This window comes from Argonema galeatum A003/A1 (assembly GCF_023333595.1).
GTDB lineage: Bacteria > Cyanobacteriota > Cyanobacteriia > Cyanobacteriales > Aerosakkonemataceae > Argonema > Argonema galeatum.
This window is the reverse complement of sequence record NZ_JAIQZM010000004.1, coordinates 205,814-220,537: the sequence shown is the minus strand read 5'-3', so window position 1 is coordinate 220,537 and position 14,724 is coordinate 205,814. Positions and strand designations below refer to the sequence as shown.

Sequence of the window (14,724 nt, the reverse complement as noted above, 5' to 3'; positions counted from 1 at the left end):
TTTCACTTTTATTTACCTTTGATTTTTATAGCCTCTTGCTTCCTTTTTCTTTTGACTTTTGGCTTTTGACCTTTGACTTGTTTAGTTCTTCAGAGGAATTAACAGGCGACTGAGAACGCGACCGTCATCCATTTGGTAGAAATTAAGGTCGCCTCCCATCCGTCTGAGAATAGATTGACAAATCCGCAAGTGCAGTCCTGGGGGTTTCGCTAGAGTGGAAGGAGCCAGATCGTCGGAAGGTACTAGCTCTTCAAGCTCCGCAATCAGTTGGGGGTCAATAACTCCATCGTCTGTAACGGACAGTTCTATAAAGCGATCGCCCCTTGGAGCTTGGGCATTTGGCATTGGGTATTGTTCCTCAAGATCGCGCCCAATGCCAGATTTATTTCCCTTCCCGAATTGGCGATACCAAATATCGATCCGTCCGCCACTCTTAACCCTAGAGCACGCAGCCATCAACACCTCATAAAGCACCAACTCCACCTTGAGAATATCTACATCATTGCCAAAATTAGCGATCAGCGCATTCTCACCGCCAGCATCGTGTACCTGAGTCCAGATTCCCTTTTGTTTGATCCGGTCATCAATCCGATCGAGCGATCGCAACAGCAAACTCGTTAACCTAATGGAATCTCGCTGGCCTGAAAAAGAAGAATCTCCTAGACTTGTATTTGCGTCCTCCGTCGGGAGCAAATCGCCTCCCATATTCCACAACCCCTTCGCTAGCAGATGAGAAATAGAACTCCTCGCATAAGGCATAGACAATAGAGCATTCGCCGAACCCTTCTCCACCCCCGAACCTTTAACATATAAATCTTCTATTAAACGATGCTTGTACCAATTTAAACGTTGCAACTCCTGCCGATCCTCCCCAAAAGAAACGGTCAGCATCATATACCGACGAAACCAAGCCAACTGAGAAACCAACAAACCAAACATCGGCAAAACACTCGATCGCCAACCACCCACCGACCCCGCCACCACCACAGCCACCCCCGTCGGAGCATAATCCCACGAAGTCCGCAAAGCCATAACCAGAACCTTCCTAATGCCAGAACCAGAAATCCAGTTTCGGCTAAGAGAAGATAGAGTTGTCACATCCTTAACCAAAAAGCCATCAGTAGCAAGCGCCTCTTGAATTAACTCATCGCTGCGTATCGGAACAACAAAATCTGAATCGATGCAAAAAAGAGAATTAGTCGCCCCCTCAGTCACCACACGACCGTCCTCATCTCCCCCAGACCAAGTAACCAAAGCAGCAACCGGAGCTTCCAGCATCAAAAGCATCGATCGCAAAGCCGCCCCCTCCATCCCAGAGAGACTTGTAGCACCCTGCATAGAACTCAAAGCCAATTGCAGAGAATCGTAACCCCTTTGTTGGACATCATTTTGTTCCAGCAATCGCCACTGGTTAAGCACCAGACCCACCTGTTGGCTCACCAAAGAGAAAATTTCTCGCTGGGCCGCAGTCCAAGAACGCGGATTTTCGCCAGTCACGATTAGGAGTCCTGTGAGCGGGCGTTTTAAACTCGTATTGCACGCCAAAAGCGATCGCACCCCCCCCTCCAAAAACCCATCGCGCCAAACAACAAACCTCAAATCCGTTGACAAATCCTCAACACCCACCGCCTCAGCACTCCGTTCCAGCAATTGCCAATCCACATCACTCAATCCCGGCAGGAAAAAAGTACCTTCCGACCCCCCTCTAGACCCCCCTTCCCCCTCTCCCCCCCTGAGCGCCACACCTAAAGGTCGCCGATTTACCGGCTGGCTCTGATAACAAACCTCAAATCGTTTTTCATCAGAATTGAAAACCAGCACCAAACACCGATCCACCCGCAGCCGAGCCGTCAGCCGTTCCGCACAAACCTTTAAAGTTTTTTGCCAATCCTCCTGAGTCGTAACAGCCGTTGCTATCTGAGTTGTCAGCAACTGGTCTTCCTTGGTTTGCTCAATAGTCGCCTCCATCCGTTCAATAGGGGAAAACAAAGCAATTAACTGAGACGTACCCCGGACAAAACTCTTCTCCTCCTCCTTCCAAATCCGGGGTTCATTACCCTCCACCGCCAAAAATCCCAGCAACTCATCCCCCAAGCAAATCGGAGACGCCAGCAAACTCCTCACACCCAACCTCTGCAATAACCTGCTCGTAACATCAGCCTTCAGAGAACTTTGGGCTTCTCCGATCGAAACCATCCGATCCGCCACCAAAGCATCATAAAAGCCACCAGACTCCTGCACCGTAATCCCAGAAGCCTTAGCAGACCCCTCAGAGAAACCACCAGTAGTAGCTCGGTTACTCATCCGCCGCCAGAAATAGCGTCGCTCCCGCTCAAACCAGTAAACGCTCGTCCGCGTTGGCGATACAAATTGATGAACCTCCGCCACCACCATCTCCAACTTCTGCAACACAGTCCCGTTCTCCTGCAACCGCTCCAGCATTCGGAACATCGGCTCGTCCGGTCGCTTAGTTCGGGAGCGGTTCCAATCAGATTCAATTTGATTGAGAGACGCCCCCAATCCTCCCAAAAGCATAGAGAGTCGCGCCTTCTCCTCCGAACGAGGCGAGATTCCCCAAATGCCCGAACCCAGCATCACCACCCCAAAACAGCGATCGCGATACCGAATCGGAAAAATCAGCGTTCCCTTAATATCGAAATTTGCCGCCGCCTTGCGCCACTCCCCAGCTCGCGTTTCTTGCCGTAAATCCGGCACCCCAATCGGTCTTAACTGAATCACCACCTGCTCCAGAAGATCCCCTGGACCGAGGAAAATTCGCTGCTTCAAAAAGCTGATGTCGCCACCAGGCGCAATCCCCCCCTTGCCCAAAATGCGATGATCTAAGCGATCGTAGAAACCAATCCAGATTAGGCTGTAGTCAAATTCAGTCTGGAGGTAATTGAGGCTCGTTTCAATCAAAACATCGACATTATCCTCTTCCCGCAGGGTCTGGAGGACACGCCCCAAGCTAACAAGTTTTTTATCGTCAGAATTCGGTTTTTGCTGCTGACTCATCTGCTGCTATAGAAAGGCTAGAAGAATTTTAGATTTTAGATTTTAGATTTTAGATTTGCTTTGAATTGGTCTTTCGGTTGTAGGGACACGGCGTCATAAATGTGTCGGTCATACAAAAGATTTGATTATGCCGTGTCCCTACAGAGTATTTGACACGAAAGAACCTTTTGAATTGACAATTTTAAAGAAGAGGGGCTAGGGGTCAGAGGGGCTAGGGGTTAGGGGCTAGGGGCTAGGGGAAGAGGGGAAGGGGAAGGGCGAAAGAATTTCATATTTTAGATTTAAAATAAATGTGAAATCTGAAATCTCAAAGCTGAAATTTACAATAGCCGCCTAACCCCCTTTGCCCCCTCCCCTAATCTAAGAGCCTTGGATATATATCAATTAGGTTTACGTCCTCTTTTATTTGATGCTTTAAAGAGCGATCCCGAATGGTTACATCAGGAAACCATTCAATTTTTAAGCTGGTTAGATCGTAATGCTTATCGCTTTCCCGTCAGCTGGGTGCGAAACCAACTAGAACGATCTTGTGCGATCGCAGATCCGCGTTTGGAACAAAAACTGTGGGACTCCGCCCCCCCATCCCCCCAAATCTGGGGGGAGAAGGGCGACGAAAAGGTTACGCCCTTACTCTTCAAAAACCCGGTAGGGTTAGCCGCTGGGTTTGATAAGAATGGTAAAGCTTCTGGCATTTGGTCTAGTTTTGGTTTTGGCTTTGCTGAACTGGGGACTGTAACTTTACTGGCCCAGCCTGGGAATCCCCGTCCCCGCTTGTTTCGCTTGCCAATGGATAAAGCAGCATTGAACCGCATGGGTTTTAACAACGACGGTGCCCAAGTCATGAGCAGCAAGCTAGAAGCGACTTGGCAGGGGCGTCCCCGACTGATTCCCATAGGAATTAATCTAGGTAAATCTAAGGTAACACCCTTATCTGACGCTGCATCTGATTATTTGGGAAGTTTTCGCCTGCTGAAAGAATTGGGTGACTACTTTGTAGTTAATGTCTCCTCACCAAATACCCCAGGTTTGCGATCGCTCCAAGACGCTGCTGGGCTAAGTGCGATTTTATCAGCTTTGCAGTCAGAAAATCAGGGACATAAGCCAATTCTAGTAAAGATTGCACCGGATCTGGAGTGGGATGCGATCGCAAATCTTCTCGAAGTAGCCTTGACGCATCAGGTAGCCGGAATTATTGCCACAAATACCACGATTAGCCGCGAAGGACTAAAAACTGACGTGATTTCCCAAACTGGTAACCCCATCACCGAAGAAGCTGGTGGAATTAGCGGTACGCCTGTCCGTCAGCGTTCGACTGAGGTAATTCGATTTATTTGGCGGGAAACTAAAGGGCAACTTCCTATTATTGGTGTGGGAGGTATTTTTACTGCTGAGGATGCGTGGGAGAAGATTACAGCTGGTGCGAGTTCGATCCAAGTTTACACTGGTTGGATTTATGAGGGGCCGTGGATGGTACGGCGGATTTTAGAGGGGTTGTTGCAGAAGTTAGATGAACGGGGTTTGTCTAATATTTCTGAGGCGGTTGGTTTAAAAGAGTAATTTTTTTTTCGCAGAGGTATGCAGAGGTTTACGCAGAGGATGCGCGAGCATTTTTCCCCGACGATTGAAATCGCGGTTACACAAACGAAACCCGCCTACTTCGATTAGCTAAAGGTGCGATCTCCTAAAATGTGAAACTGTATTAATCTTGTTTATAGACTAAACACTGTTTTTAGAGTTTTTATTTTGGCCGTATCAATCCCACATTCGAGTTTAGAAATAGGGTTTAAACTTTTCCATTTACCTTTACTAGCTGTGAAGATAGCGTCTGCTGCATTCTCTGGGTCAACTGTTTCAAAGCCGCCTATTTTGTAATTCGATAAATAGCTAAGACGGCTAAGAAAATCTTCTCTTGATGCCCGTTTAATACTAATTACTTCGGGTGCTGGTGGAGGTGGCGTAGACGGTTTCGGTGCTGACAAGAAAAATACTTTAGCAATAGCATCTAATTTTTTACCCTTAGTAATGCCACATTTCAAGGTAGTGATAGGGTTAAAACTCGACCAAGTTTCCCTGTCAGCTGCTGCAATTCGATTAGCAGCTACCATGACATCCGCTCCCTTCAATGCACTACCTGGTTCTGCAATTAAATATCTGAGTGCAGCTAGAATAGTGTCTCTTGATGCTGTAGTCAAATTTACTTTAGGAGTAACTTCTCGCGCGAGAATCTTTGCCTGCTTGATGCTTTGGTCATCAGGTTCAATCACAATGCACCAGACTCGATCTAATTCAGCTTTTTGAGCAACTGCATATATAAAGTGGTTGCTAACTACTTTATATTGATAATCACCATTTTCTTTAACAATTACAGGAACCCAATTACGTCCACCAGCTTGCAAAACAGCTTCCGCTGCTGCATTGATAATAAACTCTAATTCAGAAGATTGACCCTCAGATTGAATACTATCTAGTGGTAAGTGCATCAGCTTACCAATGTCATCAAACTTACCCATATAAAAAATACTCCTTAGCTAGACCAAAATAGTGTTCAGCAACAGTAGTGTTTATAAAAACTGCTGGAACATGAGAGAAAGCTGCATTGGCTACAGTTGCATAGCTGGTAATACTGAAAATAGTTTTATCAACGTTTCCTTTTTTAGCTTTAGGCCAGTAATATGGTAGCAGATTAAAGCCAGATTTTCCTTTTTCTTCGGTAATAATTTTCTCGATTTCTGAATTCGCAATGTGAAGCTGAGGGTCTGTTATCTTTTCTCCATTAAAAAAGATAGGTAGTGCAATTGGCCCCCCATCTTTTCTCTGTTCCTGAATTTCTGGAATAAACTCTTTAATCACCCTAGCCGCATTGTGTAGCGATGTTAACCCATTATGCTTTGTGGGGATGAGAACCACATCAGAGGCGTAAACACTACTCTGACTAAAAAATAGCCATTGTGTAGGGCAGTCAATCAATATATAATCATATTCATATATAAAGGATTGAAGTAAATCTCTCAATCTGGCGGCTCCTTTTTGAATCTTGGCGGCCAAACTGCTATCCGTGTATTCTTCCATTCTAGTATCTGAGGGAATAACGTCAAACAGAGGTACAGGTTTGCCTGACTTACCTATAGGACTAAAAGGAACAACTGTATTGCGAACATCTAAGCTTGTATCGGCAAGACAGTCAAATAAACTTGTAGTTCCAATTTGGAGTTTAAGAGATTTAGTTAAGTCTCTTTGCGAATCAAAATCAACTAAAAGAACTTTCTTTTTCTGTTTTTTAAGGATAGCTGCTAAATTAATAGTAGTTGTAGTTTTGCCCACACCTCCTTTATTATTGTAGATACAAACAGTTAAAGCTTTGGGCGGCTGATCGATCAAATTCTTGATTTGGTCAACAATAACACTGATATTGTTTTTTTTAATTAACTCGCTGCGAGTTGCAGGAATTACAACCTTACCATGTCGCCGGAATAGCTGGATATGAACTGAATTAGTAATGATCCCCCATTGAGTGGTTTGGCAATTGGGAGCAAGCAGATATTTTTTTATTTGTTCCCTAGTTGCTAAATATTGAGGAGTGCCTTCTGATAGATTTATTTTGGCTCCAGTTCCTGTTGCTCTGGCTTTTACTTCAAGGAGTAAATATGGATTAGTTTTGGAATTTAAAAAAATATCATTTTGATTGTTATGACGAGATGCAAAGTCTACTTTGTCAGCATTACCTGTTTTAAACTGTGGACATATCTCTTGATTATTGAATCCCAGATCCTCTAGCAGATGATTGGCAAATTGATTACAAATAACTTGTTCTATACTCTCATTTGGTAAAATACCGTCTAAAATATTACTCCAATTTTTAATTATCATTATTTGTTACCTAAGTTGGATTAAATAAAGAATGATAGATGATTTTATGGCGGTAAGGGAGTAAATATAACCGCAACCGCCACAACGGTTAGGACATTTCAAAAGCTGGATTGACAATTGCCTTTGGGATCTTTGTCCTAATCGCCTTGGTGACTGCTATAATAGCACAACTCTTAGGAACAAATCAAGTTGTTCTACAAAGCAGCTTTCTGACACATCCCCATCAGGGTGACTTCCCAAACTAATCGCGGCTGAGCATAACTCAATAAACACTTTCGCGCCTTTTCCAATTTTTCTAACGGCGACTCATAAATCTTACCTTCCAAAAATTGCTGCCAATAACACTGCTGCAAATAATCTATTAACCACAATTGTGCTTCTGTATCCAGCGCTTTGTCAATCTGGCGAGCAAGTTCTAAAGCTTTACGAAGCGTCTTCGGTATCTGTTTGACTGCTGCCAATAATTCTGGGGGAATTGCTTGCAATTGTTGCCAAGATGCGATCGCTTCTCCAGGACTTCCCGCCGAAGTGGCCAACACCTCTGGATGCTGCAAAATCTCCTCATGACCATTCTGCCGCAGCACTATCTCCATTCGGGCCAAATCCAAGCCATAAAACGGTATCCGCTGACAGCGGGACACCAGCGTAGGTAACAAAGACTCGATCGCCGGAGCAATTAAAATTATCGTCGCCTGTCCCGGTTCCTCCAGCGTCTTCAGCAAGGCATTTGCCGCCGCCTCTGCCATCGTTTCCGCTTGTTCGACGATTACGAGCGATCGCGAAGCCTCTAGGGGCGGACGACTCAAAAACTGGGCAATTTCCCGCACCTGTTCCAACCGAATTTGCGGCGGTGCCTTGCGCTTCACCCCTTTTTCAGCAGCTTCAGCCGCAGAAAGCCTGACTCCGTTGTGCAGATAAGTCGGCTGCACCCAAAGTAGATCTGGATGATTGCTCAGCTGTTGGCGTTTGTGTAGTGCTAGTTGTTTGTCGTTAATACCATAAAATACCTGTTCTGTAAAGCATTTAGCTGCCAAACTTCGTCCTACTCCATCGGGGCCAGCAAAGAGATAAGCTGGGGCAATGCGGTTTTGAGCGATCGCCTGCCTCAGCAACTCTACGGCCCGATCTTGCCCTATCAGCCTTTCAAAAGGATTCATCAAAAAATTCAATCAGATTATTGCCTCAGTCTGGTATTATTTGAGCAAATTCCGGCTATAAATCATTTACCCTGGCAAGTGCGATACTTATCTAGAAAACCTGTAACTATAAGCTGGAAATCATTCAAAACACTCAACTAAGGTTCGGATATCATAAGAGAGTCTTGGAGTCCCAGGCCGGAGGTTTTCTATGGCTCGCTATACTACTTCGTACACTGTTGCCCTTCCCCTCGATCGTCTTCGGCTATTGCTGGTGGAAGTTCTAAAGACTTGTCCCGTGGACATACTTTATGAGACCGTTGACTATATAATGGCGCGAGAAGTCCCTGGGCAGGTCTCCTTTCCCAAATTAGTGACTGTCGAACTGCTGATCGATCGAACAACCGCAACCCCAACAAAAACTAGCATGACTTTGGTGATGAAAAATGAGGAATTGCCCCTGCAAATTGACAACCACTGCCACCAGATGTTTGACATGGTAACTCAGGCGATCGAAAGCAATCGCAATTGGCAACTGGTTGAAAATGTAGCAGGAGAGCTACCCACGATTTAGTCAAACAAAGCTTGGGTTAGTTTAGCTGAATCCGCAAAGATTCACTCTTCTAGCTCATCAAACATACTACCGGGGTTAATCAGCGTGATATCAAACTCATCTAAAGGCCCTGACGGCATGGTATCTCGCCGAAGCTGGTAGTATATAGCTCTCACCTGAGGACCAAAGACAACTTCGTCTTCATTTTTCAGGTCATGAGCTGGACTTTTGCGACCGTTAATTATGAGTCCGTTAGCACTAGCCCTACCTTTGCCATCGCCATCGACAATGCGGTAATAGTAGCTTCCATCTTTTTTGGGTTGCTGTAGCAACGTCGCATGACGGCGCGAGACAAACTGGGAGTATAGACGGATATTACAATCCGGATCGCGACCTATAGAATAAGCGGACTTAGTGAGTACGAACTCCTTGCGTCCCTTATCGTCCTCAACAATTAATAGATGGTTGTGTTCCTGTGGTAAAGCCATTGAATAATTTATCCTGCAATGAATTAATTAAAGGCCGCTGCAACCCCGGCGTCAAATAGTTCTCATGAACTCAAAGCGGTAGTGTCAACTTGGAAATAATACCATTTTAGATTTTAGATTTTAGATTGAAGTAACTCTCGATCCGAAAGAGTTTCAGTCAAGTGAAACCATGCAAGTCTAACGCAAAATGGTATAACCGGAATTTCAGATTTTAGATTTTCATATTCAATTGAATCTAAAATCTGAAATCCACAATCTTCCCTTCATGAGATTTTACCGACGCCAAGGCAGACGACGCAGGAGAAGTGAGTTGGTTACAACGCTGACGGAACTAAAGGCCATCATTGCACCGGCGGCTGATGGACTCAGAACAACGCCTAAGCTAGGCAGCAAGACACCGGCAGCAATGGGAATTCCCAAAGTGTTGTAGGCAAGTGCCCAAAATAAATTCTGGCGGATTTTATTAAAAGTCGCACGCGAGAGCTGAATCGATTCCACGATGTCGGTTACGGCATCGCGCATCAGGATAATCTGAGCGCTTTCAATGGCGATGTCAGTCCCAGCGTGCAGGGCAATGCCCACATCCGCTTGTGCTAGTGCCGGTGCATCATTTATTCCATCACCGATCATAGCCACTCGGTGACCCTGAGTTTGCAAAGTCGCGATCGCAGATGCTTTGCCATCGGGGCGGACTCCCGCCAAAACGTCAGTTGGGTCGAGTCCCAACATCCGCGCCACTTCTACGGCGCTTTCGGGCTTGTCACCAGTCAGCATCATGACTCGCAATCCCAGACGCCGCAACTCGTCGGCAGCTGCCTTAGCGTCCGGTCTGAGATTGTCGGTAACGGCGATCAGCCCTAAGCTAACCCCATCAGATGCCACGTAAACCAGGGTTTTACCGGCTTCTGCCAGTGTTCTAGCTCGCTCTAGTAGGGGGGAATCGATCGCAATTCCTGCCTCTAGAAGCCAGTCCTGAGTGCCGACAAGAACCTGCTGCCCTTCTACCGCAGCACGAACTCCAAAACCCGGTTCTGTGTAGAAATCTTGGCCAACCGGGATAGATAATCCCAGCCGTTGGGCTGACTCCACAATAGCTGTTGCTAAGGGATGGCAGGTGCCGCTTTCTACTGCCGCCGCCAGCTGAAGTAATGATTGGCATTGGGCATTGGGCAAGAGATTAGACAGAAATACTCCCCCACTCTCCCACTCTCCCACTCCCCCACTCTCCCACTCTCCCACTCCCAGTTCCGAAACTGAAAGACAATCGGTGACGGTAGGATGGCCGGTGGTAAGAGTGCCAGTTTTGTCAAACACCACCGTATCTAGAGTGCATACCCGTTCTAAAACATCCCCGCCTTTGATTAAGAGTCCCAACTCGGCCCCGATGCTGGTGCCAACCAGGATGGCGGTTGGTGTGGCGAGTCCCAAGGAACAAGGACAGGCAACTACTAAAACTGCGATCGCCAACTTCAAACTCAACAAAAGGGGTGATTGGTGAAGAGTAGTTTCCATACCCAACGCCCCATGCCCCATGCCCAATGCCCCATGCCCCAAAAGGACATCAGGCCAAACGTGAGTGCCGATAAAATACCAAAAGAGAAACGTTAAAGCCGCTGCTGCCATAACGCCGTAGGTAAAATACCCCGCGACTGTATCTGCCAGCTGCTGCACTGGTGCTTTGCGGGTTTGGGCTGCTTCTACGAGGGCTACAATCTGGGCTAAGGTGGTATCCTTGCCAGTACGGGTGGCTCGAATTGCGATCGCACCCGACTGATTCAGCGTTCCTGCTTGCACCAGATCTCCACACTGCTTCAGCACCGGGACTGCTTCACCAGTCAGCATCGACTCATCCACCGTTGTCCTACCAGCGATAATTTGCCCATCTACGGGTATTTTTTCTCCCGGCAAAACCTGCAAGCATTCGCCCACCCGCACGCTTGAGGCGGGAATTTCGACTAACGATTTTGGATTTTGGATTTTGGATTTTAGATTATTAGGCTGCTGGTTGGTTTCAGAAGATGGCGTTGGCGAAGCGTCTCCGAAAGAGATAGCAACGTATCGCTCAGTTTCATCCTTCAATCTCAAATCGTCTGGATCGGCAATTAAACAGGCCATCCGTGGCTGGAGAGAAAGCAATGCCTCAAATGCTGCGGCAGCCTTTCCTCTGGCGTGTTGTTCCAACGTCCGACCCAAGAGGATAAAGCCCAACAGCATTACGGGTTCGTCAAAAAAGCACTCCCAACCCAACTGGGGGAATAGCAGCGCTATCGTACTAGCAGTATAAGCAGTGACAGCACCCAATCCCACCAGCGCATTCATATTGGGTGTCAGTCGCCGCAATCCCCGCCAGCCATCTACCACGATCGATCGCCCCGGCCCCAGTAAGGTGGCCGTTGCCAAACCCCAGTGGAACCAAAATGAGGTGAGGATTGAGGTACGATCGGCAAACCAGGAGTGTTGAGCGAAATGCCCCATCCCAGATAGAAAAATCAGTATAGCTGCGATCGCAATCTGCCAAATAGAAGACTTAATTTCCTGGCGATGCCGTTCTGTTGGCGAGATCGAATCTCTTGTTTGAGAATACCGGGGTTGAGTGGGAAAGCCAGCTTCTGTCAATTTCTCGGCTAAACCAGCCGGGTCAACCGCACCGGCTTTTACCTCGCAGACTGCTACCTCCGTGACTAGATTGACACAGGCTGAAACAACGCCGGGATAATGTGTCAGCTGATTCTCTACAGCCTTCACGCATCCGGCACATTTCATCCCTCCCACGTCCAGAGTAATTGTCTCCATCGGGTCGGTTGGGTTAGCGTTAGCGCCGAACCGCCCAGATATCGCTGTCTGCGGAGACAGCGGCTTAGAAGATCCATCAACTGACTGCAACACTTCCATTCCTAAGCACTAAGCAGCTCTCTCCTTAGAGCGTAGGTCAAGTCACGCGAAATCGCCTTAAAAACGTTAACTTTTCTTAAAAAACCGTTCTCGACTTAAGATTGGCGATCGCGACCGTCGAAACAGCTCAGATAGATCGGCGCAAAACCAGTGAGCCGAACTAGGAGCAATCCCTACCCCTTCAGGAATACGTTCATCTCTATGTTGGAGAAAACAGTGAAAGAACCGCCGCCTAACACACCTAGAAGCATTAAAAAGAGAAGCTTTTTGTACTTGGCAGTTGACATCGCGATCGAATCAGAGATATTTACAATACAGCGGTTTTCAATTGCCTGAAGTGTAGTAACATAAACCCGGTTTCTTAGAACGCAATCGAAAGACTAATTAGAGCCGCTGCCCAAAATAAACAAACTTAACAGAGTGCCGCTATTCCAAAGACTGTGGAGCAACATGGGAGCGAGGAGATTGCGCGATCGCGTATAAACTACTGCCAACACTATCCCCAAAGTTGTCAGCGGCAACACTTCGGAAAGACTGAGGTGTGCAACGGCAAATAGCAAGCTACTCGCCAGAATTGCGCCCCAAACTGGCATATAACGAGTTAAGGATGGCAAGAGAAATCCTCGGAACAGGAATTCCTCAAACAGAGGCGCAGCAATAGCTGCTGTGACAAAGAAGATTGCGATCGCTACCCCATCTTTCCCCTCTAGCGCCAGCGACAACAGCGGGTTACTCCCTCCCTGTCCTTTCCAAAGAAGCTGGTTAATCAGGGACACTGCAATCACCAGCGGTAAAGCGACAAAATAACCGCCGAGTCCCCACAAAAACCAGTTACCGAGCAGATCGAAGCGAAACCATCCCTCTGGTAAAGGTAAAAATGATTTCACAGAGAAATACACCACTAACACTCCACCTAGCGCCACTAGCACGTAACTCACTAAAACAGATAACACCCTAGCCCTTAAATCAAAAGTAGAGGGTTGGAGATTTAGCAACCGAAACGCCACAGGAAGTAACAAAATAGAGACTAGCAGCTGGATTCCAAAAAAACCGACGACGAACACCTGCCAAACCGTCTCGGCATCCCACGGAGTTGACCAAGAAACATCGCTATTCTGAGATAACAGGGATTCCTTTCCCTTGAGTAGCCGCTGCACAACTAAAAAAATCACCAGTCCGACGCCTACCAAAAACCCTAACGTCGGTAAGGCTCCCACAATTGCTAATTTCACCACAGATTGCTGAGCAATCTGCTGTTCTGCTGCTTGGAGTTTAGCTAGCGCGTCTTGGCGTTGCTGGAATGTATAAAGTTGGCTTAACGCCTGGTAGCGGAACCATCCGTCTAAATTTTTTTGAATTAATTCCTGGGCATCTGGTAGGATGCGGGGTGGATTGCTCCACAAACCAATCAAAATCGCAGCGGTTTTTGCCACTGCTTGTTTATCGGTTTCAGTTGTAGGGCGATCGATCTGCGCTTTCCAAGTCTTGAGCGCCTCCTCAGTTTGTCCTTGTCGAGCCTGTAAAATCCCCAGTCTTAGGTCTAACTCATTAATTAACTGTTCCAGCTCGTTTATAGACGCCTGCAACGGTTGCTGGCTGGGATAGTCAGGTCTGTCAGGATTTGCAGTGACTTTCAGCGGTGGTTCTCCAGCTGGTAAAGGCGTACTGTCTGGCTTCTGGAATTGTTCTATTTGCGATCGGGTTTTTTCCAGATTAGTTTGGGCTTGTTTCCGCAGTTCTTGATACTGTTTTTGGGCAGCTTTGATAGGCTCAGTGCCGATTAGGGCTTCACGGGCCGATTTTCCACTGGAAACCTCGCCAATCTCGCCCTGCCACTCGGCTGCGTGCAGCAGAAAATTCGTTTGGTACAGTTCCAGACGACTTTGGATTTGCGGCTGACTCCAACTTCCTATTAAAGAAAGGCTAACGACGAAGAGTACCGCAATGGTCAGCAAACCTAAAATCAACCGCTTCAGTGTCATCTCAATCTCCCCACTACCCTACCTATTGAAGCGCATTTCTGGGGGGAGCGATCGATCTTGGCGGTTAGGGGACTTACGTAGTGGTACCCTCAACCCCCTTTAAAAACGCGGGCTTTTGAGCGAGTGTTAAGTTTTTTATCTATTTGCGAGATTTGCTTGCCCGGAGTGGAAATACTGGGGCTTTTTTTATACTAGATACTGAGAAGATCGTTTATAAACCAGTGTTTTGAGTCGAAAGGAGTTTAAATATGAAGAGCGGACATTTATTAAAAGCCGGGTTACTGTTATTTACATCAATAACAGTAGGAACTATTTCTACAGAGAAAGTTTTGAGTAGACCAACATTGATTGGACGCTGCGACAGTAACGGTCAGTGCTACGTCTGCGACCCAAACAACCCAACAAATTGCAGACAAGTAGAAGCAAGACTTTCTAATAATGCCCTCAGAAATCTTGCTGGGATTGTTCAGCAGTATAGATCGGGAGTACAAGACACAAGAGGAATACCAGTGTATTTATTTCAGGGAGACTTTGGAGGTGTTTTTTATGGTACGATTGTAGGGTCAAGAGTATATACTTTACACGAAGACACCTGGAGATCGACAACAGTATCACCAGCGGGATTTTATTCAAATTTAGTAATTGCTCGTGTCGGTTTTGTTTTCGGGGCTGCTTGGGATGACAGTTTTCAATATAGTGTAATTGAACCAGCAAATGACCAACGCAGACGAGAAACTTTTGAGAGATTGCGAGAATTAAGACAACAAATTCGATAATAATTAGACAGTCAG

At 46.7% G+C, this 14,724-nt stretch carries 10 protein-coding genes; 3 read left to right on the top strand and 7 right to left on the bottom strand.

From position 1 onward, the window contains the following. Positions 1–81: 81 nt before the first annotated feature. Entirely contained in the window at positions 82–3,015 is a 2,934-nt protein-coding gene (locus LAY41_RS07120) for a GAF domain-containing protein (RefSeq protein ID WP_249095738.1), read from the bottom strand. Positions 3,016–3,384: 369 nt separating this feature from the next. On the opposite strand from LAY41_RS07120, the gene LAY41_RS07115 reads away from it, so the two are divergent. After that, a complete protein-coding gene (locus LAY41_RS07115; protein ID WP_249095736.1) occupies positions 3,385–4,572 on the top strand; it encodes a quinone-dependent dihydroorotate dehydrogenase in 1,188 nt (395 codons plus the stop codon). Between the two features lie 152 nt (positions 4,573–4,724). On the opposite strand, the gene LAY41_RS07110 is transcribed toward LAY41_RS07115, so the two are convergent. The 3 genes from LAY41_RS07110 to LAY41_RS07100 form a co-directional block, all read right to left on the bottom strand. Then, on the bottom strand, positions 4,725–5,525 hold the full coding sequence (locus LAY41_RS07110) for a ParB N-terminal domain-containing protein (protein ID WP_249095734.1): 801 nt from the start codon (positions 5,523–5,525) through the stop codon (positions 4,725–4,727). Beyond that, entirely contained in the window at positions 5,518–6,882 is a 1,365-nt protein-coding gene (locus LAY41_RS07105) for an AAA family ATPase (RefSeq protein ID WP_249095732.1), read from the bottom strand. The genes LAY41_RS07110 and LAY41_RS07105 overlap by 8 nt, the downstream gene beginning before the upstream one ends. 194 nt (positions 6,883–7,076) lie before the next feature. Further along, a complete protein-coding gene (locus LAY41_RS07100) occupies positions 7,077–8,039 on the bottom strand; it encodes a DNA polymerase III subunit delta' (RefSeq protein ID WP_249095730.1) in 963 nt (320 codons plus the stop codon). A gap of 190 nt (positions 8,040–8,229) precedes the next feature. Here LAY41_RS07100 and LAY41_RS07095 point away from each other — a divergent pair, with 190 nt between their 5' ends. Then, complete coding sequence (locus tag LAY41_RS07095) at positions 8,230–8,592, top strand: hypothetical protein (protein WP_249095728.1); 363 nt, start codon at positions 8,230–8,232, stop codon at positions 8,590–8,592. A 41-nt stretch (positions 8,593–8,633) separates the two neighbouring features. Here the strand turns inward: LAY41_RS07095 and LAY41_RS07090 are convergent, their stop codons facing one another. The 3 genes from LAY41_RS07090 to LAY41_RS07080 form a co-directional block, all read right to left on the bottom strand. Further along, complete coding sequence (locus LAY41_RS07090; protein ID WP_249095726.1) at positions 8,634–9,059, bottom strand: FHA domain-containing protein; 426 nt, start codon at positions 9,057–9,059, stop codon at positions 8,634–8,636. Between the two features lie 273 nt (positions 9,060–9,332). After that, entirely contained in the window at positions 9,333–11,951 is a 2,619-nt protein-coding gene (locus LAY41_RS07085; protein ID WP_420840304.1) for a heavy metal translocating P-type ATPase, read from the bottom strand. 380 nt (positions 11,952–12,331) lie between these two features. Then, entirely contained in the window at positions 12,332–13,933 is a 1,602-nt protein-coding gene (locus tag LAY41_RS07080) for a type II CAAX endopeptidase family protein (RefSeq protein ID WP_249095724.1), read from the bottom strand. A gap of 248 nt (positions 13,934–14,181) precedes the next feature. On the opposite strand from LAY41_RS07080, the gene LAY41_RS07075 reads away from it, so the two are divergent. After that, complete coding sequence (locus tag LAY41_RS07075) at positions 14,182–14,709, top strand: hypothetical protein (protein ID WP_249095721.1); 528 nt, start codon at positions 14,182–14,184, stop codon at positions 14,707–14,709. Positions 14,710–14,724 lie beyond the last annotated feature (15 nt).